The organism is Candidatus Thiodiazotropha sp. AKAK2, from assembly GCF_058244685.1.
Map to the genome: position 1 here is coordinate 27511 of NZ_JBSYOP010000015.1, position 26163 is coordinate 53673.

Annotated in this window: 23 protein-coding genes; 12 read left to right on the plus strand and 11 right to left on the minus strand. The window is 51.5% G+C overall.

Annotation, left to right across the window (positions count from 1 at the left end; translation table 11 throughout):
* The first annotated feature begins 81 nt into the window (after window positions 1–81).
* From acpP to AC4IE8_RS04060, 11 genes are all read left to right on the plus strand, one after another.
* Window positions 82–315, plus strand: coding sequence for an acyl carrier protein (gene acpP / locus AC4IE8_RS04010; protein ID WP_068993473.1), 234 nt, complete (start codon window positions 82–84; stop codon window positions 313–315).
* A gap of 104 nt (window positions 316–419) precedes the next feature.
* Entirely contained in the window at window positions 420–1658 is a 1239-nt protein-coding gene (gene fabF / locus AC4IE8_RS04015) for a beta-ketoacyl-ACP synthase II (RefSeq protein ID WP_068993470.1), read from the plus strand.
* A gap of 18 nt (window positions 1659–1676) precedes the next feature.
* A complete protein-coding gene (gene pabC / locus AC4IE8_RS04020; protein WP_490790390.1) occupies window positions 1677–2495 on the plus strand; it encodes an aminodeoxychorismate lyase in 819 nt (272 codons plus the stop codon).
* 31 nt (window positions 2496–2526) lie between these two features.
* On the plus strand, window positions 2527–3522 hold the full coding sequence (mltG, locus tag AC4IE8_RS04025; RefSeq protein WP_068993465.1) for an endolytic transglycosylase MltG: 996 nt from the start codon (window positions 2527–2529) through the stop codon (window positions 3520–3522).
* Complete coding sequence (gene tmk, locus AC4IE8_RS04030) at window positions 3519–4163, plus strand: dTMP kinase (RefSeq protein WP_068993463.1); 645 nt, start codon at window positions 3519–3521, stop codon at window positions 4161–4163. The genes mltG and tmk overlap by 4 nt, the downstream gene beginning before the upstream one ends.
* A complete protein-coding gene (locus AC4IE8_RS04035) occupies window positions 4156–5160 on the plus strand; it encodes a DNA polymerase III subunit delta' (protein ID WP_490790391.1) in 1005 nt (334 codons plus the stop codon). Before tmk ends, AC4IE8_RS04035 begins: the two co-directional genes overlap by 8 nt.
* A 17-nt stretch (window positions 5161–5177) precedes the next feature.
* Window positions 5178–5525, plus strand: a complete 348-nt coding sequence (locus AC4IE8_RS04040; protein ID WP_068993460.1) for a PilZ domain-containing protein — start codon at window positions 5178–5180, stop codon at window positions 5523–5525.
* Between the two features lie 102 nt (window positions 5526–5627).
* Window positions 5628–6407 carry a TatD family hydrolase gene (locus AC4IE8_RS04045; protein ID WP_068993457.1) on the plus strand — a complete coding sequence of 260 codons (780 nt, stop codon included), beginning with the start codon at window positions 5628–5630 and terminating at the stop codon, window positions 6405–6407.
* A gap of 226 nt (window positions 6408–6633) precedes the next feature.
* Window positions 6634–7779, plus strand: a complete 1146-nt coding sequence (locus AC4IE8_RS04050; protein ID WP_490790392.1) for an OprO/OprP family phosphate-selective porin — start codon at window positions 6634–6636, stop codon at window positions 7777–7779.
* Between the two features lie 52 nt (window positions 7780–7831).
* Window positions 7832–8743: a phosphate/phosphite/phosphonate ABC transporter substrate-binding protein gene (locus AC4IE8_RS04055; RefSeq protein ID WP_068993451.1), complete on the plus strand. Its 912-nt coding sequence runs from the start codon at window positions 7832–7834 to the stop codon at window positions 8741–8743.
* A complete protein-coding gene (locus AC4IE8_RS04060) occupies window positions 8737–11232 on the plus strand; it encodes an EAL domain-containing protein (protein ID WP_490790393.1) in 2496 nt (831 codons plus the stop codon). The genes AC4IE8_RS04055 and AC4IE8_RS04060 overlap by 7 nt, the downstream gene beginning before the upstream one ends.
* On the opposite strand, the gene AC4IE8_RS04065 is transcribed toward AC4IE8_RS04060, so the two are convergent.
* The 11 genes from AC4IE8_RS04065 to AC4IE8_RS04115 form a co-directional block, all read right to left on the minus strand.
* On the minus strand, window positions 11225–11590 hold the full coding sequence (locus tag AC4IE8_RS04065; RefSeq protein WP_068993446.1) for an EthD domain-containing protein: 366 nt from the start codon (window positions 11588–11590) through the stop codon (window positions 11225–11227). The genes AC4IE8_RS04060 and AC4IE8_RS04065 overlap by 8 nt on opposite strands.
* An 84-nt stretch (window positions 11591–11674) precedes the next feature.
* On the minus strand, window positions 11675–13531 hold the full coding sequence (locus AC4IE8_RS04070; RefSeq protein ID WP_490790394.1) for an AMP-dependent synthetase/ligase: 1857 nt from the start codon (window positions 13529–13531) through the stop codon (window positions 11675–11677).
* Window positions 13531–15558: a 3-hydroxyacyl-CoA dehydrogenase NAD-binding domain-containing protein gene (locus AC4IE8_RS04075; protein WP_068993443.1), complete on the minus strand. Its 2028-nt coding sequence runs from the start codon at window positions 15556–15558 to the stop codon at window positions 13531–13533. The genes AC4IE8_RS04070 and AC4IE8_RS04075 overlap by 1 nt, the downstream gene beginning before the upstream one ends.
* A complete protein-coding gene (locus AC4IE8_RS04080) occupies window positions 15555–16850 on the minus strand; it encodes an acetyl-CoA C-acetyltransferase (RefSeq protein WP_068994262.1) in 1296 nt (431 codons plus the stop codon). Before AC4IE8_RS04080 ends, AC4IE8_RS04075 begins: the two co-directional genes overlap by 4 nt.
* Before the next feature lie 60 nt (window positions 16851–16910).
* Entirely contained in the window at window positions 16911–19394 is a 2484-nt protein-coding gene (locus AC4IE8_RS04085) for an acyl-CoA dehydrogenase (protein WP_490790395.1), read from the minus strand.
* Window positions 19395–19397: 3 nt separating this feature from the next.
* Window positions 19398–20348 (minus strand): YiiX/YebB-like N1pC/P60 family cysteine hydrolase, encoded by a 951-nt coding sequence (locus tag AC4IE8_RS04090; RefSeq protein ID WP_083226143.1) that lies wholly within the window; start codon window positions 20346–20348, stop codon window positions 19398–19400.
* 224 nt (window positions 20349–20572) lie between these two features.
* Window positions 20573–22594, minus strand: coding sequence for a TonB-dependent receptor plug domain-containing protein (locus AC4IE8_RS04095; protein ID WP_490790396.1), 2022 nt, complete (start codon window positions 22592–22594; stop codon window positions 20573–20575).
* Window positions 22595–22903: 309 nt separating this feature from the next.
* Window positions 22904–23995 carry a hydrogenase formation protein HypD gene (hypD, locus tag AC4IE8_RS04100; RefSeq protein WP_068993434.1) on the minus strand — a complete coding sequence of 364 codons (1092 nt, stop codon included), beginning with the start codon at window positions 23993–23995 and terminating at the stop codon, window positions 22904–22906.
* A gap of 21 nt (window positions 23996–24016) precedes the next feature.
* Window positions 24017–24796, minus strand: a complete 780-nt coding sequence (gene hypB / locus AC4IE8_RS04105) for a hydrogenase nickel incorporation protein HypB (RefSeq protein WP_068993432.1) — start codon at window positions 24794–24796, stop codon at window positions 24017–24019.
* An 18-nt stretch (window positions 24797–24814) separates the two neighbouring features.
* Window positions 24815–25135, minus strand: coding sequence for a hydrogenase maturation nickel metallochaperone HypA/HybF (locus AC4IE8_RS04110; protein ID WP_490790397.1), 321 nt, complete (start codon window positions 25133–25135; stop codon window positions 24815–24817).
* Window positions 25136–25154: 19 nt separating this feature from the next.
* On the minus strand, window positions 25155–25397 hold the full coding sequence (locus AC4IE8_RS04115) for a HypC/HybG/HupF family hydrogenase formation chaperone (RefSeq protein WP_068993425.1): 243 nt from the start codon (window positions 25395–25397) through the stop codon (window positions 25155–25157).
* Window positions 25398–25648: 251 nt separating this feature from the next.
* Between AC4IE8_RS04115 and AC4IE8_RS04120 the strand changes: the two genes are divergently transcribed.
* Window positions 25649–26128: a HyaD/HybD family hydrogenase maturation endopeptidase gene (locus AC4IE8_RS04120; protein ID WP_068994259.1), complete on the plus strand. Its 480-nt coding sequence runs from the start codon at window positions 25649–25651 to the stop codon at window positions 26126–26128.
* Window positions 26129–26163 lie beyond the last annotated feature (35 nt).

Below are 26163 nucleotides of genomic sequence, written 5' to 3' on the forward strand. Positions count from 1 at the left end.
TTTTCTCAGAACTTTTTTGTTACTACAATACCGCATCGGCCCTATTGGAGGTCGTCGGTTAATTCAGAGGAAATTAATAAAATGAGCGATGTCGTAGAACGAGTTCGAAAAATCGTGGTAGAACAACTGGGCGTTAAAGATGAAGAGGTGACACTTGAAGCTTCTTTTGTCGATGATCTTGGCGCTGACTCTCTCGACACAGTAGAGCTGGTAATGGCCCTTGAAGAGGAATTTGAAACCGAGATTCCAGATGAAGAGGCTGAAAAGATTACAACTGTGCAATTGGCTGTTGATTACATCAACGCACATAGTTGAGCTGTACAGCAGATCTAATTTTTGCAGGCCGTCATGCTCCATCCATTACGGGGCGCGGCCTTTTGTTTTTCAGCAATACCGATGAGATTTGGGGGTAGTCATATATGACTGCAAGAAGGGTTGTCGTAACTGGGCTGGGCATGATAGCTCCAGTTGGACTGGATGTGGCTTCCTCATGGGAGAACATACAGGCTGGTAAGAGTGGGATCCAACCGATCACCCACTTTGATGTCGAATCGTTTTCGACTCAGTTTGGTGGTCCCATCTACGGCTTTGAAGTGACAGACTACATCCCGAAGAAAGAAGCCAAGAAAATGGATAAGTTTATCCATTATGGTGTTGCTGCCGGTATTCAGGCCATTAAAGATTCCGGACTGGAAGTAACCGAAGAGAATGCTGACCGTATCGGTGTGCTGATCGGTTCCGGCATTGGCGGTATCACCGGAATTGAGAATAGCTATCAGTCCTACCTCGATGGTGGACCGCGCAAGATCTCTCCATTCTTCGTACCTTCCAGTATCATCAACATGGTATCGGGCAACCTCTCCATCATGTATGGCTTGAAGGGGCCTAACTACTCGATCGTTTCTGCCTGCAGCAGTGGTGCTCACAGTATTGCCGAGGCTGCCATGATGATTCGCTTCGGTCGTACCGATGTGATGATTGCCGGTGGTGCGGAAATGGCCACTTCTCCGGTTGGTCTGGGTGGATTTGCTGCCGCGCGCGCCCTATCACGGAGAAACGATGATCCTCAGGCGGCGAGCCGCCCCTGGGACAAGGATCGCGATGGTTTTGTACTCAGTGACGGTGCCGGTGTGGTGGTGCTGGAAGAGTACGAGCAGGCCAAGGCCCGTGGTGCAAAAATCTACGCCGAGCTGGTGGGTGTGGGAATGAACTCTGACGCCTTTCATATGACCGCACCTTCGAAAGATGGCTCAGGCGCGGCCCAGTGTATGGAGATGGCGCTCAAGGATGCGGGCATCAACCTGCAAGAGGTTGACTATATCAATGCCCATGGCACCTCCACTCCAGCCGGTGACGTGGCTGAAACCCTGGCGGTCAAACGGGCCTTTGGTGATCATGCCCACAAACTCTGTGTCAGCTCGACCAAGTCGATGACCGGTCACATGCTGGGTGCCGCTGGTGGCGCAGAAGCCGTATTCACCATTCTGGCGCTGCACAACCAGGTGGTGCCTCCGACCATCAACCTGGAGAATCAGGATCCGGAATGTGATCTGGACTACGTACCCAATACAGCCCGGGAGATGAAGCTGGATGTGGTGATCTCCAACTCCTTCGGATTTGGTGGCACCAACGGCACATTGGCCTTCCGCCGAGTCTGATAGCTTCGAAGATCTCTGTTGCTGATTGACGGATTACCAGCAGACCGGATACCCATCACGGATCGTGGTCTGCAATACGGGGATGGTCTGTTTGAGACCATCGCTGTAAAGGATGGTCTTCCCTGTCTCTGGCAACGCCACATGGCGCGGCTGGAAACAGGTGAACAGGCACTGGGCTTCACTCCCACAGATAAGCAGCAGCTCTGGCAGGAAGCTCTCCAGGTCGCTGCCGGACAGGCCTCCGCAGTTCTGAAGATAGTCGTGACCCGGGGCAGTGGTGGTCGAGGCTATCGTCCACCTTCTCCCTCTCATCCGCGGCGTATTCTCTCAATCCACCCCTGGCCCGACTATCCGCCAGAGTGGTATGAAAAGGGAATCGAAATTCGGATCTGCGAGACTCGTTTGTCAAACCAATCCAAACTGGCCGGCATCAAGCATCTCAATCGTCTGGAACAAGTGTTGGCCAGAGCCGAGTGGGATAAGTCTGAGATCGCTGAAGGTCTGATGCTGGATCAGCAGGATCGGGTGATTTGCGGAACCCAGTCCAATCTGTTTTTGCTCAAAGGGGATCAGCTACTGACTCCAAATCTTGCAACGGCTGGTGTTGCCGGTGTTGTGCGAGAACTGGTACTCGAATCGGCGCAACAATTCTCTCTGAAGCCCAGCCTTACTGAGCTCTCCATAGACGATCTGAAACAGGGTGATGCTCTGTTCATGACCAATGCCATCATGGGGCTTTGTCCTGTGGTACGCTTTGAGCAGACGGTCTATGAATTGAAAAAAATCCCGACAGAACTGATGAGGTTCATCGAACGTAGCTCTCTTGCTGCAGGATGAAAAGTTTAACCGGCCCTGAAATGAGTGGAGCATGAACAGACTGCTAGGCATCACAATCTTTGTTTTGAGTCTCCTCATGGCTTGGGGGTGGTTAGAATACGATGATTTTGTCCACAAACCTCTGAATCTGCCACCTTCAGGTATTAACTATCATCTGCAAGCCGGTACCAGCCTGAGAGCGCTGGCTGATGATCTGCAACAAAAAGAGATCATCCAAAAACCGATACTGCTCGAGATATTGGCCCGCTGGAGTGGTCAGGCCGGTCAGCTCAAAGCAGGGGAGTACTATCTGCCTGCCGACACCACACCAACAAAACTGCTGCAAATATTCAGTTCGGCGAGAGTGATCCAGCATTCACTGACCATCATCGAAGGGTGGACGTTCCGGCAATTGATGAGTGCCGTTCGGGCAAATCCGGTTCTGGTCAAAACCCTGGACGAAATGGATGATCAACAGATCATGGCGCGTCTGGGCTATGAAAATGAACACCCAGAAGGGCGTTTCTATCCCGATACCTACCATTTTCCGAGGGGCGCCACGGATGTGGCGTTCCTGCAACGGGCTTACCGGCGAATGCAGAAGACATTGCAGGAGGCCTGGGCAAAGCGGGCCCCAGATCTACCATTGAAAACGTCCTATGAAGCACTGATTCTCGCGTCAATTATCGAGCGGGAGACCGGTTTACCGAATGAGCGGGAGGAGATTGCCGGGGTGTTTGTCAGGCGACTCAAGCGTGGAATGCTGTTACAGACCGATCCGACTGTGATCTACGGCATGGGGGAACGCTACGATGGCAACATTCGCAAGCGGGATTTGACCACCGACACACCTTATAACACCTATACCCGTAAGGGCTTGACGCCCACCCCCATCGCCATGCCAAGCGGTGCAGCAATCGAGGCGGCACTCAATCCAAAGGCGGGTAAGTCACTCTATTTTGTGGCGACTGGTGAGGGTGGCCACTATTTTTCAGAAACGCTGAAAGAGCACAACAATGCAGTCCGAAAGTATCAGTTAAAGCGATGAGCAACAGGTTGAAAGGAAGATTCATTACCGTTGAAGGCGGTGAGGGTGCTGGCAAGAGCAGTAATCTGGATTATATCCGTAATCTGCTCAACTCTGCGGGCAAACAGGTCGTGTTTACCCGTGAACCCGGTGGAACCCCGTTGGGTGAAGCGATCAGGGATCTGCTGCTGGGCCATCAGCATACCGGGATGGCAGACGATACGGAGTTGTTGCTGATGTTCGCGGCGAGGGCTGAGCACCTGCAGCAAAAGATCATACCCGCGCTGCAACAGGGGCAGTGGGTCTTATGCGACCGGTTTACCGATGCCAGCTATGCCTATCAGGGTGCCGGGCGTGGACTTGCCAGTGATCGTATCGCATCTCTTGAGCAATTTGTGCAGGGCGAGCTTCGACCCGATTTAACGCTGTTGTTGGATCTGCCTGTGGAACAGGGGCTGGCCCGGGCCGGAAAAAGATCCGAACCGGATCGTTTCGAGAAACAGGCGATGAGTTTTTTCGAGAAGGTCAGGGCTGGCTATCTGGAGATTGCTGCCAGGGAGCCGCATCGGGTCAAAATTGTTGATGCTTCCAAATCGCTGGAAACCGTACAGCAGCAGATCAATGGTGTCGTGACAGCTTTTCTGGAGCAGAGCGGTGGCTGAGTTGGGCTGCAGCCCCATGCCCTGGCATCAACCACAGTGGCAGCAATTACAACAGTCTCTCAAGCAGGGGCGGTTGTCCCATGCATTACTGCTCTGTGGACCCCCAGGACTCGGTAAACAGCAGTTTGCCCTAAGCTTTGCCCAATCCCTGCTCTGCACGAATCCCAGTGAATCCGGTCAAGCCTGTGGGACCTGTCAGCACTGCCACTTGATCCGGGCCGGAAACCACCCGGATCTACAGTGGATCGGACCGGAGGAGGGGAGTAAGAGTGGCGAGATAAAAATCGATTCAATCCGGGCCCTTACCAGTTCCGCTGCGCTGACTTCCCACTCTGCAAAATATAAGGTCATTGGCATTCAACCGGCCCATCGGATGACAAATGGGGCGGCAAACAGTCTGCTGAAAACCCTGGAAGAGCCCACATCCGGGACGGTCATTCTGTTGTTGACAGATCAACCCGCCAGATTATTACCGACCATTCGAAGTCGTTGTCAATCGGTGCTGTTTCATCCGCCGCAGCGGACTCAGGCCCTGGAGTGGCTCTCCGGTAAAGTAGAGCACGGTGATCCCGCTCTGTTACTGGGGTTGGCAAACGGTGCGCCACTCAAGGCGCTGGCGTTGAGTGACAAATCCCTGCTTGAGAGCCGCAGTGAGATGCTGAATCAGTTTTTGGCCTTGAGCGATCAGCGCCTCGATCCGGTCAAACTGGCCGGTATCTGGCAAAAATTTGACTATAAGCTATTGATTGAGTGGCTTATTGGTTGGGTTATCGACATCCAGAGGCTCAAAGTGTCATCCACTGGGGCAGCGTTGTCTAATCCGGATCGGACTCAAGCTTTGCAGAAGACAGCCGACAAGTTAAACTCAAGGGCGATACAAAGCTATCTGAAGAAACTCTATGCAGTTAGGGCTCTGACTGATAGCAATATCAATCTGCAATTGACATTGGAAAAACTACTTATCGAATGGCAGGCCTGTTCAAGACAGGGTGCCTGAATCAGGTCAGGAAACATATGGCTGGTGGACCAAAACAAGGAATACTCTCGCTAACCATCAAGGATAAAAACGCCTTGTATGCAGCCTATATGCAGTTTGTGGAATTTGGCGGCCTTTTTATACCCACCACCAAACAGTACCGTCTCGGTGATGAAGTCTTTATGCTGCTGACCCTGATGGATGAGGCCGAGCGCCTTCCAGTGGCTGGAAAAATCATCTGGATTACACCGGTCGGCGCCGAGGGTAACCGGGCAGCCGGGATCGGCGTCCAGTTTAGTGACCAGGACGGTGGCGCGGCGCGTAACAAGATTGAGACCTATCTGGCCGGTGCGCTCAAGTCAGATCGGCCTACCCATACCCTCTGAATCCGGCTGATTGCCGCCTCTTTATCGGATCCCCGCAGTAATGACCTTTCATGGATGATGGAGTAGCTATAGAATAGCTGCCCCACAGCCAGAGACTCTACTATGCTTGTTGACTCACATTGCCATCTTGACCGGGTTGCGCTCGATCACTATGCGAATGACTTCAGTCAGTTCGTCACATCAACCCTGGATGGTGGAATCAGCCATATGCTCTGTGTCTCCATCGATTTGGAGTCCTGGCCCTCGATGGTCTCATTGGTCGAATCCTATCCCCAGATCTCCGTGTCGGTTGGTGTCCATCCCAATGACCGTGAGCGGCACGACCCAACTCCGGATGAACTGGTTGAGTTAGCCCAACACCCCAAAGTGGTTGCGATTGGTGAAACCGGTCTCGACTACTTCCATGGCAAAGGCGACTTGGATTGGCAGCGTAATCGTTTTCGACAACATATCGAGGCGGCCAAACAGGCCGAACTGCCACTAATCATTCATACCCGGGATGCCAGAGAGGATACGCTTAGCATCATGCAGTCACAGGGCGCTGATCGGGCTGGTGGCGTTATGCACTGTTTCACTGAAAACTGGTCAATGGCTGAGCAGGCGTTAGAGATGGGTTTCTTTATCTCCTTTTCAGGCATCATCACCTTTAAGAATGCCGCAGATTTGCGTGAAGTGGTGAAGCAGGTGCCCATGCAGCAGCTGCTGATTGAAACAGACTCACCTTATCTTGCGCCTGTACCCTATCGCGGCAAACCAAATCAGCCGATCTATGTTCATCAAGTGGCAGAATGCGTGGCTGAGATCAAAGGTGTGAGCGTAGAGCATGTAGCCGCGCAGACATCAGAAAACTACCACCGTTGCTTTCCTCTGGCAGGTCATTGATCAACATCTCAATTATAATAAATAGGATCATGGAGGATCACAATTTCAGGTACAAATACCCCAAGTCGAGTGTGCCATGTCCAAGCTAAACTTGTTTTTACTTCTGTTTCTGTTGCCATTCAGTCTCTTGGCTGCTCAATCATCAGATGGAGACCCGACCAAAAGGCAGCATAGGCTTGAAAGTCAAACTGATCATCACAGTTTACTATTAGCCCAATCGAAACCGGTGAGCAACAGATCAGTTGAGCGTGACTACGATACTTTCACCTCAACCCGGGGTGGAGTAGAGATTGTATCTTCAGATGGTGAGTTCTCCGCGACCATGGGGGGTAGATTGCTTTTGGATGCCGCTTACTACGATGAAGACAAAAACAGTCTTGGTAATGGTACAGAAATCAGAAGCGCCAGGCTTGATATGGAAGGAAGGATATTTGCTGACATCATCTATGAGTTGAGTGTTGATTTTGCCGATGGGGATGCTGATATGAAAGATGCCTGGTTGGCCTATGATGCCTACCATCCCTGGCGGTTTATCCTGGGGCACTTCAAGGAACCATTCAGCCTGGAAGAGCTAACCAGCCGGAAACACCTCACCTTTATGGAGCGTGCATTACCAAATGCGTTAGTACCAGGCCGGAATATGGGGCTTGGTCTGCAATGGCATGGTGAACAGGTCAGTGTGGCAGCCGGGCTTTTCGGTGATGATTTCAATGACGATTCGGATGACGAGGGTGACGAAGGTTGGGGTGTTTCAACAAGAGCGACCTATGCACCAATCGCCTCTGAACGCTCTGTATTACATTTTGGAGCCTCTGCCGCATATCGAAAACTCGATGATGAAGAGGAGTATCGCGTTGACATTCGGCCTGAATCCCATTTAACCGATGTTCGCTATCTGGATACCGGTAAAATCAAACAGAGCAGAACCTTGACTTTAGTCGGGCTGGAGACCGCCTGGATTTATGGTGAAACTTCATTACAGGCTGAATGGTTGGCATCGAACCTTGAAAGGGATGATGATACGGATATCGAATTCAGTGGTTGGTATGTCCAGGCAAGCTGGTTCCCGACTGGAGAGAGCAGACACTATAAACATCAGCAAGCTCGTTTTGGTCGTGTTAAGCCACTCAGTGAACTGGGTGCACTGGAGCTGGCCTTGAGGTACAGCACACTTGATCTGACTGATCAGGATGTGGAAGGGGGGAGCAGTGATCAGATAACTGTTGGTGTGAACTGGTATTACAAACCTCAGATGCGGTTCATGATGAACTACAGCTTGGTAAAGAATGATCGATATGCGGATGCTGACGGTGATTTGGAAAATGAGGATGAACCTAAAATACTACAACTTCGCGCTCAGGTTGATTTTTAAATCATTTTAACATTCAGCTAATGAGTTTGATATTAGAGTAAGTAGATAACTTATGAAGATCTCACTGTTCTGCCTGTTAATTCTGTTCGTGGTTGCACCAAGCCATGCAGCCACAGATCAAAAGGATACTCTGGTTTTAGGAAAAATCAGCCACAATCCGAAAAAGCACTATCAATATCTCAAACCAATGGCCAAATATGTGATAGATAGAATGGCTGATCTTGGTATTGACAAAATCAAGATTCGTTTGGCAAAAAGTAAGGAGCATCTGGCTGATCTGCTAAAACAAGGGGAGGTGGACTGGGTTACCGAAACACCGATTGCTGCAGCCTATCTGCATGAAGTCGCGGGTGCTGAAATACTCTTGAGAAAGTGGAAAAAGGGTGTGGCGGAATACCATACGGTATTTTTTAGCCTGTCCGGAAATGGAATTGATCACCTGCAGGACTTAAAGGGGAAAGTGATTGCTTTGGAAGATCCGGCATCGACCTCAGCTTTTTATGCACCTGCCAGTGAATTGATTACACAGGGGATGAAACTGGTCAGGCTCAACAGTGCCAGGGATAAACCACCAGCAGACAGTGTGGGATTTGTGTTTTCAAGAGAGGAGATCAATATAGCCACATTGGTGCACAAAGGTGTTGTCGACGCAGGTGCTTTCAGTAGTGATGACTGGATCAAGGAGGATCATCTACCAGTAAAATACCGGAAGGATTTTAAGATATTTCATCGTACACCCGATTTGGTTAGGGCGTTGGAGATCGTCCGGCAGGACCTGGAACCTGAGATCCGCCAACGCTTGACAGAGATACTTCTTGATAGCAACGATAATCCTGCAGCCGCGCATGTTCTGCGGGCCTATCAGAGAACCATGAAATTTGACCGGCTCTCAGAAGATCAAAAAAAGAGTGTGTACAATTTGCGCATCATGATCAAGAGAGTTGATCAAGCGGTCGCATGGTAAAAAAACTTCTACATCGCTACACGATTGCTTTTGGTATGGTGATCATTATTGTGGTGATCGTGCTGGCATTTGTCTTTTTTCTTCAATCGAGCTCTGTATTCTCGCGAATCAACACTTCCAGTGCTGCGACTATGGGTAGTGCACTTCACGCGGAAGCCAACAAGCGGATTCATATGTTGGGTATGATATTGAGTGAGGATCTGGCAAATCCACTTTACGAATACGATATGCTTGGGATGTTTCAGCTTCTGCAAAGCGTATCCAAACTCGATGATATTGAGTATGTCATAGTACTCGATGCCAAAGGTACCATCGTCCATGATGGTACAGAATTGCTGAGTCGCTATGGGGAAACGATAGAGGACACTACCATTCTGCAATGGGTTGAGCGTGAAAACCAAGCCTTGCTTCAACAAAAGATGAAAACTCTGGAATTGGTTTCACCGATTCAGATCGCAGATGAAGTGACGGGCTGGGTTCTCATTGGGCTCTCTCTATCCTCCCAGCTTGACACGATCAAGACCATGTCTAATGACCTTAGCCGGGTTATTGTTCAGTTCGAAAGAGATACTGGCAAGATCGTAATTGTTGTTGCATTGTTTCTGTTACTCATCGGTCTGCTCCTCGCGTTACTGATTGCCAAACGTTTCGTTCAACCCATAAGACAGTTGGCAGATTCAGTCTACCAAGTGGGGCAAGGTGATCATGGTCTACAGATGGCTCATCAAAGAGAGGATGAGTTGGGTCATTTGATCGATGCGTTCAATCGAATGAGTCTGGACCTCTCCAAAACCACTGTCTCACGTCAGTATCTTGAAGACATACTCAACAATATGCATGATGCTTTGACAGTTATATCCCTGCAAGGAAAAGTACTGCTGGTCAATAAGTCTGCAGTTGATATGCTGCAAGATGTGGATGAGGAACTGATAGGCAAGCCTTATTTGGAGCTCATTGCCAGAAAAGAGATTGATCGAGTGGAATCCTGGCTTCATCAGGTAGTCGCGCAGGGATCAGAGCCAATTGATACCGCCTATCGTCTACCAAATGGAGAGCAACTGCCAGTGACACTCTCGGCAGCTTTTTTGCAAAAGAAGGATGGTGATAATCAGATTATCTGTGCTGCGCAGGATATCAGTGAGCGTAAGCGAAGTGAGGCGCGTATTCGTTATCTTGCTCAGTATGACAGTCTGACCAATCTGCCAAATCGACAGTTGTTGAGGGACCGCTTGAAACATGCGATGGAGCAGGCGATCCGCAGTGATTATTTAATCGCGGTGATGTTTATCGATCTGGATAGATTCAAGAAAATCAATGACAGTATCGGGCATCAGGTGGGTGACCGTCTGCTTAAAGAAGCGGCAACCCGATTAAAAAAGCTTCTGAGACTTGGTGATACGGTTGCGCGGGTCGGTGGCGACGAGTTTGTTGTGGTTACTGAGCAGATCAACACGGTGGTCAGTGCATATCATGTGGCAGAATTGATCATTGAAACGCTCAAATCGCCTTTTGAAATTGAGGGAAGAAAACTCTACATCGGTTGCAGTATTGGCATTACATACTATCCTTTCGCCGACGATACTTTGGAAAACCTCATTCAACAATCCGATATGGCCATGTATCATGCGAAGCAGAGTGGCCGGGGACATTACGAGATCTATCATCATAAATTAGGTCTGCAACAGGATAGCTACATACGCTTGGAACACGAGGTTGTTCAGGCAATCAGAAACAACGGATTTCATTTGAACTATCAGCCTCTGGTTACTGTTGAAAATGACCGGTTTACAGGTTTTGAAGCGTTACTGCGCTGGTACCATCCCAGGCAAGGGCTGATAGGTCCACTCGAATTTCTACCCATTTTAGAAAGCACGGGTATGATAAATGAGATGGGTGACTGGGTGCTTGAAACAGCCTGTCGTGAAATCCTGACTTGCCAAAGGTTGACAGATCAATTGATCTCTCTGAATGTGAATGTTTCTATGCACCAATTCAATCAGATCGATTTTCCGGTCAGAGTATCCTCCATCCTTTCGAAGACCGGTTTTAATCCACAATTGTTAAAATTGGAAATTACTGAAAGTTGTCTGGTGGATGATATCGAGTTAAGCCGGAGTACCATTAAAAAGCTTAAAAAACTAGGTATTAAAATCGCAGTAGACGACTTCGGGACCGGTTATTCTGCATTTACCTATCTTAGAGACTTTGAACTTGATTGTTTGAAACTGGATCATAGTTTTATCAAGGATATTCCGAATGATCGCTATGCTGAAGGTATCTGTCGAGCATTGATTACCATGGCGAAAGAGATGGACCTGAGTGTGGTCGCTGAAGGGGTTGAGAATGAAATGCAACTCGAATGGTTGAAGCAGGAGGGTGTGGATGATTATCAAGGCGAACTCTTCAGTGCACCATTGAGTCTCGAGCAGACAGAATCGTTTATAAATATGGGTTGCCAGACTGCGGATCAGTCATCAGGGTCTAGTTGAATTCAAACTCTTCAACAATGAATGCTGACGATTTGGTATGGTCTACGAAGTTTTTTTCGTCTTCCAGTAGTGTCGCGCCAAGTTGTTGACCTTCTGGAGAGCTCATGCCTTCCATCAGAGCTTCTGTTGATTCAAACCAGACTTCGGCAATCCCATCGTATTCAGGTTGCATGTTTCTGGACTCCCTCAGCACTTGATTCAAAGGAGACTCCAGGGTATGGGATTGCACATATTTTTTCGCCCCCATTACAGCAGCGTTGCGCATAAAAAATGGTCCATGTTTGTTCAACCAGTAATCCCTGAACTCTGCTCTACTGGTGTTCGGGTGTCTGGTTAAGCACATTACGAATTTTATCATTGTTCTTCTCTACCTTAACAGTTAAACGGCCAGCGGCTCGCATCGTTTGTTAAAACGATCCGGTTGATGATACCGATACAAAAATCAGTGCCCTTTGTAGAGTTGATCAAGATCCTCTGCATGTTCACTGTAAATCTTGTTTCTACGCAGTTTCAGGGTTGGGGTCATGAAACCATTTTCCACACTCCAAGCTTCATCGATCAATGCCAGCCTGATAATCTTGGCATATCCGGGAAAATTATCCAGGTAACTGTTTACTCGCTCAAGCAGGGCTTTCTCATCAGTCTCAGTCAGGGTTGCAGGGTTGTAGCGGGTCGCATCCTCATGCTCGCTGTTAAGATGAATCAGTGCACTGAGATACGGCTTTCCTTCACCCATTATCAGCACTTGATCAAACAGGCTGTCCATGGAGATGCACATTTCCATATCTGCAGGCGGCACTTTCTCTCCATTCGCGAGCACGATGATCTCTTTCAGTCTTCCTGTAATGAAAATGTGGTCGGATTCAATCTTCGCTTTATCACCGGTGTGGAACCACCCTTGATCATCGATGCACTCATTTGTGGCTGTTCGATTGTTCCAGTAGCCCAGCATTACGTTTGGTGCACGGCATAAAAGTTCATCCCGGTCACTGATCCGGATCTCGATGCCCGGAAACGGGATGCCAACACTCGATGGAATGTTGTCTTCATGGATATTGGCAGAAATGATCGGACTGGTTTCGGTTAGACCGTAGCCTTGCAAAATAGGTACGCCAAGCCCGATGAATACTTTTGCAATTTCGGATGAGAGTGGTGCGCCGCCAGAGACCGCGATGCGCAACCTGCCACCGAGCTTCTGCTGTATCTTTCCTGCAACCAATTTGTTAAGTAACGGCCAAAGTAACATTTTGGCATTCCAGGGTTGTCGACCCTGCTTGTTTTCAAAAACCTGCCAACCGGTCTCTACCGCTAATTTGAAGAGTTTTTGTTTGATGGCTGAATCGGCGGCGAGCTTATCCTGGATCTTGGCGTAGACGCGCTCGAAAATACGCGGCACAGAGACCAGGATGGTTGGCTTGATTATCTGTAAATCCTCACCCAACTCTGCAATGGATCGGGAATAGGCGGTTGTCGCACCAGCGACCATTGCCAGGTAGTAGCCAACCGTCCGTTCAAGGGTGTGAGAGAGTGGCAGAAAAGAGAGAAAGGTATCTGTGGGAAAGATATCGATGATTTTAACGCCACTCTCGATATCCCAAAGAATGTTTCTGTGGCTCAGCATGACCCCTTTGGATCGCCCTGTGGTACCAGAGGTGTAGACGATGGTTGCCAGGTCTTCACTGGCTTGAGCGACTAACTCTAGCTCTGCATCGGTTTCTTCGGGTAGCCACTCATCGATATGCATTAAGCGTGGCTGAAGACCCAGTGGGTCTACCTTCTCCATGGTGAGAATACGATTCAGGCCGGCAAGCTGATTACGGATCTGTTGCAGATCCTGCCATTGTTGATCATTTTCGAGCAGTAGCAGCCTCACCCCGGCATCCTGCAGGATATAACCGATATTTTCCGCCCGGTCATTGGTGTAGAGGGGGACGGTGACCAGACCCAACCCTGAGGCGGCCTGATCGAAGATCACCCACTCCTTGCAGTTTTTCATCATCAGGGCAACCCGGTCACCCGGTTTCAGGGCCTCTTTTTTCAGAGCTGCCTGCCAGAGCGCGACCTGCTGTGCCATCTCATGCCAGGTGCTTTTTTGCCACTGATCACGGTTTGGTTCGTATTGGATGAAGGCAATATCCTCAGGTGTCCGCCTGACCCGTTCCTGAAAAACGCCTGCCAGGGTATCCGCCACATCGAGACCAATGTAATCTGTATTCGGTTTGTTCATATTCAGATTATCGTTGTTATAGGAGTGTTGTCTTTTTGCTTCCGGTTGATGTAAGTTTTCAAACAATAACATTACACACCTCTTAAGTTAGCCCATCCGTCATCAGGATGGAACTGATTACCGTGACGTTTTTCAAGTAACTCGAGTTGATGGCGCTGAGTATCGAGCCCACCGCTGTGAATGGTATGCATCGGACCGCCCCGGAAAGGGGCAAATCCGGTGCCGAAAATCACGCCGGCATCCAAAAGATCCTCATCTTCTATCACCCCTTCACGCAGGCAGGCTACCGACTCATTGAGCAGGCGGAATATCATCCGATCGGTCAGATCTTCCGGTGGTGTATAGCTGCTATTAACCTTATCTCTCCGGATCCGTCCCTTTTCGTAGGCATAGAAACCCTGGCCACTTTTCTTGCCCAGGTGTTGTGCTTCCACCTGTTGCTTGAGTTGATTCGGAATCTCCAGATCGAACAGCGGGGCAAGTTTTTCAGCGACCGCCAAACAGATATCCAGGCCAACCGCGTCGGCCAGCTCAACCGGTCCCATCGGCATCCCGAATTCCACTGCGGCCTGGTCGATTACCGGTGCGGGCACCCCTTCGTCGATCAACTTCATCGCTTCAAGCAGATAGGGCATTAGAATGCGGTTGACCAGAAAACCAGGGCTGCTCTTTACCGGCAGCGGCAGACGATCGATGCAGCGGACAAATGCGGCGCCTTTGTGAATCAGCTCAGCATTCGTCTGCTCGCCATGGACAACCTCAACCAGCTGCATCTTGGCCACCGGATTGAAGAAATGCAGGCCGATCAGGCGGCCAGGATTATCAAGCACCTCACTGATGGTTTCCAGAGGAATACTGGAGGTATTGGTGGCCAGCAGGGCATCCGGCTGCATCTGTGACTCAAGTTGCTTGAACAGTTGCTGCTTTGCTTCGATATCCTCAAAGATCGCCTCGATTGCCACATCAGCTTTGGCGATACCGTAACCTTTTGGGTCCGGCATCAAGCGGTCCATAGCGGCGTTTACCAGACGGGGTTTACGCAATTTTCGACTGAACAGGCTATGGGCTCTAGAGATGGCGCGGGTGAGAAACTTGGCTTCCCGGTCCTGCAGGGTTACCTGCATGCCTTTCAGGGCACACCAGGCAGCGATATCGCCACCCATGATGCCACCACCCACCACATGCACATGGCGAGGATGGAAGTCCTGTTTACCTCCCAGGGATTTCAAGCGCTCCTGCAGAAAGAAGACCCGGATCAGGTTTTGTGCCGTACTGCCGACCACAAGACGGCTCACTTCACTCGCCTCACTGCGATACATGGCACCAGGGTCACCGCCATGCTTTTGCCAATGATCGATCAGTGCAAACGGGGCGGGATAGTGTTTGCTGTTGGCATGCTTGGCGGTTTCACGCCTTAGTAGAGGTGCGGCAATCATCCGTCCGGGCAGTGTATTGGCCAGACGGTTGAGGATTTTTTGCGGACGAGGTTTTGGTGCTTTACGGATCAGTTGTAATGCCAGGGCTTTGATCTGCCTCTGCGGGGCAATCTGATCAACCAATCCCATTTTTTTCGCCTGTTGGGCACTGACACTACGTCCACTCAACATCATCTGCATTGCCGGTAGGGCACCGATACGACGGATCGATCGGACACTGCCGCCATATCCGGGGAAAATCCCCAAGCGGACTTCCGGGAAGGCTAGCCGGGTGGATGGATCATCCTGTGCAACACGGATGTTGCAACTGAGCGCCAACTCCAATCCACCCCCCAGGCAGAAGCCATGAATCAGCGCCAGGGTTGGAAAGTCGAGACTCTCGATTCGGGCAAACAGCTCATGTACGCCGTGGATGTGCTCTTCCGCCTCACGCTGACGCATACCGCTGCGAAAACTGTTGACGTCAGCACCGGCAATGAAGCCGGAGGATTTGTCAGAGATGAAGATCAGACCTTTGGGTTGCAGCACTTCCAGTTCGTCCAAACATTCCGCCAACTCGGCGAAGGCCTCTTGAGATAGAATGTTGACCGGGCTGCCGGCATGATCGAAGTGTAACCAGCAGATGCCATGTTCATCGGTTTGCGGATGCCAGTGCTTACTCATTTCGCCACCTCCAGCAACATGGCGCCACCCTGGCCGCCACCAATGCATAGACTTGCCATACCCCGGGTTGCACCTCTTTGTTCAAGGGTCTTGAGCAGATGGAGTACCAGTCGGGCGCCACTCGCGCCAACCGGATGGCCGATACTGATCGCACCACCATCCACGTTCAACCGCTCCTCTGGAATCGCTGACAGGGGTTGCTCCACCCCCACTTCCTGTTGCATGTAGCCGTGATCCTGCCAGGCTGCCTGACAGGCCAAAACCTGGGCGGCGAAGGCTTCATTGATCTCCCAGTAATCGATCGCCTCCCCATCCATCTGCTGACGCTGTAGCAGACTGCCCATGGCATGTACCGGACCCAACCCCATCTGGGTTGGATCGAGAGCGGACCATTGGGAGTCGACCACCCGACCGAGGATCGGCAGATTGTGTTTTTCCACAGCCTCTTCCGATGCCAGCAGTAACATGGCCGCACCATCGGTGATCTGGGCACTGTTGCCGGCAGTCACCTGTCCCACCGGTCGATCAAACGCCGGTTTGAGGGTGGCCAGTTTTTCAACTGTGCTGTCCCGTCGCAGGCCGTCATCCGTTTCAAAAAGATCACCATTGTTGCTGTAGATGGGTTCGATCTCATCGAGACGCCCTGCATCGTTCGCCTCGGCAACTCTTTGATGGCTGCGTACGGCAAAATTGTCCATAGCCGCACGGTCGATTTGAAATCGCCAGGCCAGTTTCTCCGCTGTCTGACCCATGGTGAGTCCAGCCAGCGGGTCGGTCAGGCCGCGTAGCAGGGCAATCACCAGTTGCAAATGTTGAGGGCGCAATGCAGCGAGCTGTCTGCTTTTGGCACCAAAGCTTTTCGCTCTGTTCCAATCTGCCAGCCAGGCGACCATGGTCTGATTGAGCAGTATCGGATGGTGGCTCATCGATTCGGTACCGCCGGCGAGCACCAGGTCGGCCCGGCCTGTGGCGATATCCAGAGCGGCACTGTCGATCGCCTGCATACCGGATGCACAATTACGTTGAACGGTCCAGGCTGGCACCTTGTCCCCGCAGCCAAGCCGGAGTGCGATGATTCGCGCAATATTGGCCTCATCAGGGCCCGGTGCGATACACCCGACAATCACCTCATCCAGCTGCGTCGCCGCGAAGGACTGTCTGGTGAGCAGGGGGCGAGCGGCTGAAACAGCCAAATCCGAGGCACGGAAGGGGCCCGGTTTACCTCGAGCTTTGAGAAACGGCGTTCGACTACCATCTACCACGAAGACGTTTCTTGGTACATATGTGTCCATGACCATGGTGGTTCCTCACTGCAACTGTTATCAGGGTATATGCAGCTCCAGAACAACCGTTCAGGCTGCACCCAATTTATTGATTGTTGATACCTTCGACTGCTGTTTCCCGGAGCTTACGCCGCTCGGCATTAACCGTTCAAAGGCATTCACTTCGATAACTTGGCTACGCAAGCGTTCAGCTTCTGCCAGCAGACTCTTATCAGATTCACTCAGGATTCCCAGTTTGATTGCTTCCTTGATCATTTCAGGCAGCTCACGTGTGTGCAGTTGTCCCGCCCGTTTGGCCCGCTTCAGGGTCTTTTCCAGGGGGATTGCTTTTGCAACTACATGCATCGCCTGTTCAAGCTGACCAATACGTTGCTGGGGATCGTCATCGGTGAAAACCCCATGGGTCAGGCGGTCACGTACTTCACCGGGGGAGAGCAGGGCACGGGCTACCTGGTGGTCCAAACGGTCTGTGGGTTTATGGAATGGTAGACCGGTTGGGAATATCAAGACCCGCATTACCCAGGCCAAAGGCCTCACAGGCATGTTGCGTAACAGTCCTCTCAAGGCATGCTGTATACGATAGAGTGAATCATCCAGCGCCCACTGCATCAGCGGCACATCCTCTGGTTTTTCGCCCTCTTCAACAAAACGCTTCAGGCAGGCGCTGGCAATGTAGAGGTTACTCAGAATATCGCCCAGCCGAGCCGACAAGCGTTCTTTGCGCTTCAAAGAGCCACCCAGGGTCATCAGTGCCAGGTCCGTGGTCAGCGCAAATGATGCGGACATCCAGTTGAGTCGTTGGAAGTAACGGCGCATCGGGCCGCCTTTCGGACTCTCGGACAGACGTCCGTGGGTAAGGCCGAGCCAGAGGGTCCTGGCAAAATTGGTGACAACAAAACCGATGTGACCGAACAGTGCGCTGTCGAACTGTATCAGTCCGGCCTGCTGATCAGGATTCTCCGCCGCCTCAAACTCCTTGAGTACAAATGGATGGGCGCGGATTGCACCCTGTCCAAAAATGATCATACTGCGGGTGAGAATATTGGCGCCTTCCACGGTGATGCCGATGGGGATCGCCTGATAGGCACGCCCAAACAGATTGTCGGGTCCAAGACAGATACCACTGCCACCCTGGATATCCATGGCGTCATTGATCACCTGACGATAGCGCTCGGTCAGGTGGTATTTTACGATCGCTGAGATCACGGATGGGGTCTCTCCGCTATCCAGGGCACTCAGTGTCAGTTTGCGTGCGGCATCCATTTGGTAGGTGAGTCCGCCGATTCTGGCCAGTGCCTCCTCGACCCCTTCGAAATGACCGATTGGCTGGTTGAACTGGCTCCGAACTGCCGCATAGGCTCCGGTATAACGGCTGGCTGTCTTTCCTGCACCGGTAGAGAGTGCGGGCAGGGAGATACCCCGGCCTTCAGAGAGTGAATCCATCAACATCCGCCAGCCCTGTCCAGCTCCGTCAGCACCACCCATCACCCAATCGATGGGTATGAAAACATCCCGACCATAGATCGGACCGTTCTGGAAAGGGATATCCAAAGGCATATGCCGTTTACCGATCTTGATCCCGGCTGTCTCTCTCGGTACCAGGGCAACGGTAATGCCGGGTAATGGATCATCACTCAGCAGGCGTTCCGGGTCTTCCAGTTTGAACGCCAGGCCGATCAGCGTCGCAATGGGCGCTAGCGTGATGTAACGCTTTTCAAAATTGAGGCGAATACCCAGTACCTCTTTGCCCTGAAAGTTTCCATAGGTGACTACGCCGCTATCAGGAATGGCCCCCGCATCGCTGCCTGCTTTAGGGCTGGTGAGTGCGAAGCAGGGTATCTCTTCCCCAGTCGCAAGTTTATGCAGATAGCGATCCTTCTGCTCCTGGGTGCCATACTGCAACAGCAGCTTGGCAGGCCCCAGGGAGTTAGGCACCATGATGGTGACAGCCGCGGTGATACTGCGGCTGGCAACCTTCATCACGACTTGAGAATGGGCATAGGCAGAGAAACCCAATCCCCCATAACTCTCTGGAATGATCATGCCGAACATTCCGGATGTCTTGATGAACTCCCAGATGCGTGGTGACAGATCTTTTTCTTCATGGGTAATCTGCCAGTCATCGAGCATCTTGCAGAGCTCATCAACCGGCCCGTCAAGAAAGGCCTGTTCCCGCTCACTCAGTTGGCAGGCTGGTTGATGAATGAGCTCCTGCCAGTTGGGTTGACCGGAAAAGAGCGCACCGTCCCACCAAACATTACCGGCATTCAGGGCCTCTTTTTCTGTTTGTGATATGGCTGGCATGACACTGCGAAAGGCACTGAGCAGGGGGTTGCTGATCCACTGCCTGCGCTGTTCAGGCATCAGATAGAAAATCAGAGCAACCGTATAAGGCAGGCCAACCAGCAGGGATCCGATCGGTGTGACCAGCCCGGCCAAATTCAGGGCAATCAGAAGCACCGGTGGGGTGATGATCCAGACAATGGCCCGCGCCGAACCATAGGCCAGCCCCCAGAAAGTCATTAATAAGAGTATGAGTCCTAGAAGTGTCATCGGTCAGCCTCCCTTAATGGTGGTGTTAGGAACGGAGGGCGTGTTGTCATCAATGGGTTCAGCTTTTTCTTTATTCTTTTTGGCGAATGAGAATACAGTGCGCTCATCGATACGGCTCACTGTTTCACCTCGGGTTGCGGCCACAAAGGCCCGTTCGTCGTCGTTGTAGAGAATGTCATCGTCACACCAGGGTAAGCGGCGGTAGACACCCAGATCATCAAGCCCCAGAAATGGATATTTAATAATGTCGAAATAGGGGGAGTAGTCGAAATCTTTCGGTGTGAAGAGTCTGGGATTGCGCTTGAAGAAGCGCAGACTGCCGTCATCGTCACGATCAATGAATGGCAGGATCGGAAAATTTACCCGATTGAAGGCCGATGCGAGCATGGAGGAGCAGACAGTTCGGGTCGGCATACCTGCATTGTGTTCGAACAGACTGGAGCGCCAACGTCTCGGCAAAAAACCCCAGGGAAAGAAAAAACGCGCCAGGTCCAGCAGATGACGGACATCGTAATCCGTGCCAATGTGCTTAATGGAATGAGCCACCACCTTGTGGGCATCTTCCGGCTCCAGCCCGGATGGACGACAGATCCGTAGGTGGTCGCGGCGATATTTGGAGACAGGTGCAATGATGGTGCCCTCACCGAGCAGGGCCTCGACCATCAGCTGTTCACTCAGATCACCCTTGTAGGCCATCCTGACCCGCTGCTGCAGATCGGGATCCCGGATATCGTAGATTCTACCGATGTAGAGGGCAGAGTGGGTCCAGGTGCTCTGGGTGATGGTCTTGATGACATTGCTGACACGACTGCGGCCCTCGACCAGCAACACATCGCTGGGCCGAAGTTCATAAGTGAGCCGGTTAAAATCACACAAAGGGGAAGAGGAGGGCGGACCCTCTTTGGTCAGCCACTCAGCGATCCATTGCATCATCCTCTGCCCGATTCTGCGCATACTAAAACCCAGTAAAACAGTATGTATTAGTTTTAGTATAGACCTTTATCGGAGGGGGCGAGTTTCATTGAGTTTTGCAAGAGCACTCAATATGAGCACTAACTAGTTTACGATCAGATGCTTGTGGCTGTTTTGTAATAAGTGACTGAGGTCGATTGTTAAAGATTTTTTACCAATTCTCATCAAGTAGTAAGTTAGACCGTCCATCGATACCGAGCGTTACATTAAAAACTGGAACGAACACCAAACGAGATCAGCATCGGTAATTGGTAGATTGGATCGCGATCACTGTAATCAGCATTATATTCGTAACCGCTGACATTCTTCTTGCCATAGGCATTGATCAGTTCGACATAGGCCGCGGTGTTATCACTGAAACGGCGGCTCAAGCGTAGATCCAGGCGGTGGTAGTTCGGCATACGCTCAGAATTGATATCACCATAGACCGGTCTGTAACGATCATCTCTCATAGTGTCTTCTGTTGAGCCGATGATGGGTGTATAGGGTGCGCCGGAGTGGTACCACCACTTGGCACCTAGTTCCCATTTACTGTTGATATGGTAATTACCAACCAGGGTGACTGCGACAGGCTGATCGTATTCAAATGGAAAACTCTCTCCTGTCGCCGTATCGGTACGTTCTGCTTTGGAGAGCGCCAGCGAGAGCCAGCCCGACCAGCGATCAGTGCGTGTTTTACGTAGAAACAGCTCCACACCGGCGGCCTTGCCTTCTCCGGAGTTGTTGTAGCGCGTCACTGGATCACTACTGACCAGATTGTCGATATCCTTGTAGTAGAGCTCTGACTTCCACTCCCATCCATCGGCACCGAGATATTCTATACCCGTCACATAGTGAGTAGCATCGAAATGACTCAATTGGGGATTTCCGAATACCTTCTCTACTTGAATCAGGCTCGGCATTTGATGATATCGACCGAAGCCGGCACTGTATGTCCATCCATCGTGTTGGGAAATCTCAATGCGCAGGCGTGGTTCGACAAAAGTCTCATCCAGGTAGTCTTCATGCTTCCCGGAGAGGCCTGCTGTGATGGCAAGCTTTTGATTGGGATACCAGTTCTCTTCGATGTAGAGTTGCTCGGAGGTTACTTCAACCTGGGCATCGCTGTTGCGCTGATCAGCATCGGTGTAGCTGCAATCCACATCGAATTCAGTGCAGCCGGTGTCGCGAAAACTGAGTTCGTAATCAACTTTAAAACGGGAAACCTCTCCGCCAACGGCGATAAGGTGTTCACTGCCCAAGGCCTGAGTCCATCGCCCTTTTGCAAACCAGGTATTCGTCTCCACTTGCCAGTCACCCGCCGCGGCCGCTTGAGCGCGGGTTTTGCTACTCATATGCCCGGTAGCGAGCGTGGTTTCCCGAATCCCTGGAGAGGACTCCCAGACAATACCTTGGCTATGGTATGCCGTATCATTGCTGTGGGTGCCGACCAGGACCGGCTCCTTTTGGGCTGTATCACTGTCGGAATCGAGGGTTATTTCCATCTCATCGCTGGCACCGGTCGCTTGCACTCTGAGGCGACTGCCGTTGTGCATTCGCCAGAGGTATTTCCCCTGATAGTCTGTGTAGCGTGGAAATTGAACGAATTCGATATCATCGTCATTGTCTTCCACAATATCCTCTATAATCAGATCCATATAACTCATTCGGCCGGCCAGATAAAATGAGTGTCCAGCACTCAGCGGTCCTTCGAACAACACACCGCCCTGAAGCACACTGACATCTATGGTAGTGGTGAACTCGTCATTACGGGGGTCACGTAACCGGGTATCGATCACCGCACCTGTGCCACCATTATATTCAGCGCCATAGGCTGCCGGGTAGTAATCGAAGCTCTCTACCACTTGAGCGTTGAATACGCTAACGGTACCCCCTGCATGGAACAGGTAACCAGCAGGAAGGAAATCGACAAAGTAACTGTTATCTTCCGGGCGGGAACCGCGAATCGCCGGGTCGGCACTGGTATCATCATTGACTGTCACCCCTGGCAGAGCTTGTATGGCGCGCAATGGGTCACTGCCGCTACCGGGTATTCCATCCATGGTTTTTCTGTCGATGTGGTAACCGAGAGGGGGTGCAGTCTCTAGACTGGAAGGCTCCTGATCTGGCGTAACGGTAATCTGTTCCAACTGTTCACGCTCCTCAGCGATTGCACCTCCGACGCTGATTGTGAGGGCGTGCAGTAAGCATCCCCTGGCGATAAATTCCTTGATGACGGTGTGATTCATGGCTGTTCCTTCGCTGACATATCGCGGTTGCATCTTTTGCAGATGAAGCTATCTCCAATGCTCAATGGGAACTGCTGCGGATATGCAGATGGTGATACTTTCATCCCTCGGCTTGTCGTAGCCATCTATGCCCAGATCTACCTGCCATCATAGATGCGTCAGTGTGTAACACTCCATAGGTGCTGTGTAACGGATTGTACGCGCAGGGAGAATCCAGTGACTTACAGAACCTCCAATGAGGTTAACTCAATGTCAGGTGCCGCGAGGCCACTAGCCGTGGATTTTGTTGTTGAGCCGAGTCTTGACGATTTAATCTGGTCTTACGCCGCCACTCCACCATATCCGGCAAGCCCCTTCATCCGAAACCATACAGGGTCCAACAGGATTTCGTGGTACACAGGCAGTACCGTAGAGTTTGCACTGATTGGGATACTTTTTGCCCAATACCACCTGAGCACAATCGCAACCGGCCGGCATCTCTCCAGCCCGTTTGCGGTCGGCTTTGTCATACTCGGGATAGCGGAGTCTGGCATCCCATTGGGCGTAGTCGGCGTGCAGTGCAAAACCTGATCGGGGTATGGTGCCGATGCCCCGCCAATTGGCATCGACAACCTCCAGGGCTGTACTCAAATGTGCTCTGGCGCTGAGGTTTCCCTCGGGTTTCACAAGTTGCGCATAGCAGTTGTCGAGAAAACGCCGATCTTCCAGAGCTTGGCGGCAGACCGAGTAGGTTGCCGCCAGCAGGCTATCACTGGTGAATCCTGCGATAGCGGCCGGTAGCTGATGCTTGTCGACGACAAATTGCCACTCTTCAGGTCCCATCACTGTGGCGACATGTCCTGGAGCGACCAGTGCATCGAAGCCGGGGGTATCGGAATCCAGCAGCATGGAGACCGCTGGCCAGGTCAGGCGACCGGAGAGCAGGATCGAGAGATTGTCCGGAATACCCTCTACCAGGAGGGAGGCAACTGGTGCGGTGGTCGTCTCAAATCCTGCTGCAAAGAAGACGAATGCCCGATTCGGTTCAGATTTGGCCAGTTTCAGCGCCTCGATTGGTGAAGCGATTGGGCGGATATCGGCGCCGGCTGCGTGGGCCTGATCGAGAGAGCGGGGCTCCTGTTTACTGACATTCACAGGGACCCGCAACATATCGCCAAACGCAAGCAGAGTGATCTCTTCATTCAGGGCCAGTTGTATCGCCTGATAGATATCCTCTTCCGGGCAGACACAAACCGGACAACCCGGGCCCGGGATAAGTTCGATCTGCGGGGGCAGGGCGCCGCGCAGCCCCGCCTGTGTGATGGAACGTTCGTGTCCCCCACAGACATTCATGATTCTGAATCGATCAGATAAAGGAAGCTGGTGAAGCTGTGTCAGCCACTCTTTTGCGGTCAGAGACATATTTGGATCGACCCTGCGACTTCAGAGTGATGCGGTTGCCGGTTCTGTTGTGTTTTCCTTTGCCTGGCTTAGCTGCGCTTCCAGCCAGCTGAGCCACTCATCCATGCCCTGATCTGATTTTGCTGAAACCAGCGTGATCGGGTTTTTATAAGCGAGTTGCTGCAGTGCCTGGCCGGCGTTGTCCGGATCGAAATCATCCAACAGGGGGAGCAGGTCCGATTTGGTAATCAGCACATGGTCCGCTGCACGGAAGATCACCGGGTACTTGGCCGGTTTGTCATCCCCTTCGGTTACCGATAGCAGGGTGACATTGAGATGTTGTCCCAGATCGAAACTTGCCGGACAGACCAGATTTCCCACGTTTTCAATAAACAGCAGGTCCAGCTGATCCAGAGGGGTCTGATGCAAGGCCTGGTGGATCATGTGAGCGTCCAGATGGCAGGCGGTACCGGTGGTTATCTGTATCGCGGGTACGCCTTTGTTTCTGATCCTTTGGGCATCGTTTTCTGTCTCCAGGTCCCCCTCGATGACACCGATTTTGTAGCGGCCGCTGAGGTGGTCGATGGTGCGCTCCAGAAGACGGGTCTTGCCACTGCCCGGGGATGACATCAGATTGATCGCCAGCACACCATGTCTTTCGAAGTGCTCCCTGTTGTGTGCCGCCTGATGGTCGTTTTCGCTCAGCAGATTCTCCAAGACCTCGATAGCTACATGGTCATCGGAGGTATGGGCATGCTTGCCACCTTCTTCGATCAGATGACGGTTGCCATGGGTAACATTACATCCACAGGTGTCACACATTTTACAGCTACTCCCAAATTAGTTTTTAGTGAGTTCAACACTGGCCAACAACAGTTCGTCACCACTGATCAGGCGGGTGCGATAGTCTCCACACTTGGCACAAAGCAGGCGATTGGCCTGGGCGTCGGAATCATAACCACATTGTAGACAATGAACTCTGACCGGCTGGGTCTCTGTCACCAGTTCCGCCGACTCGGCTTTGGTTCCGCATCTGGCTATGGTGAAGGCCTGTTGCAACAATTCAGGAACCACCCCGGAGAGTGGTCCGATCTGAATGATGATCCGTTCTACCAAGATTGCTTGTTCGCGCTGGGCGATCTCTTCCACTTGTCTTAGCATGGATTGACAAACCGACAGCTCATGCATCAGCTTGTGGGTCCATTTTGGTTAACATCTCATCATAGATTTCCCAGGCGGATTGTGCCTCCTGAGGGGAGACCTTCTGGATTGCATAGCCGACATGCACCACCACGAAATCATCCGCAGCCAGCTCCTCATGCTGCAACATGAACAGGCTGACCTCCCTTTCAACCCCTTTGGCTTCACAGCGTGCCGTGAAGCCATCAATCTCTTTTATCTGCATGGGTATGCCAAGACACATGATGTAACCTGCCTGGTGAGGTGATTTAAGTCGCCTGTCTGGGCCTGTTCAGAGGTCCAAAGGGAACTGAATGATTTATCTTGGCTCAACCTGGCATCTTGATCATCCGGGGGGCAGCCAAGATAACAGTGAAACGGGCGTGACATATCACTCCAAGTTCCCTTAAAGTTATTCTCGCAGGGAGTCAGGTGTCGCTTCAAGGTAGAATGTTGATCAAGCACAATAACTCGGTGGATTTCAGGGCTGAGAGTATGAAGATAGAAAGTGTTTTAATCCTGGGCATTGGAAATACCCTGCTCAGTGATGAGGGTATTGGTATCCATCTGGTGACCGCCATGCAACAGAAAACCGGGGATATTCCCGGAGTTACCTTTATGGATGGGGGTACTCTGAGTTTCACTCTGGCCGAACCCATTGCCAATGCGGATGGGTTGATCGTGGTGGACGCGGCACGTATGAAACAGCCCCCCGGCACGCTTCAGGTGTTTCACAACGAAGAGATGGATCGCTACCTGAGTGGCAACCGCTCAAGTGTTCATGAAGTCAGTCTGGGCGATTTACTGGACATTGCTCGTTTGTCGGAAACCCTGCCTGCCCAGCGCTACCTGGTGGGCATTGAACCGAAGGAGCTGGATTGGGGGGAGTCCCTGAGTGATGTGGTTGCACCTTCCGTTGAGCAGGGCATCGAAGCGATAATTTCCATACTGACTGAATGGGGAATAAACTCATAACAGGATTTTATTTAATCTATTCATAATTAACTAAT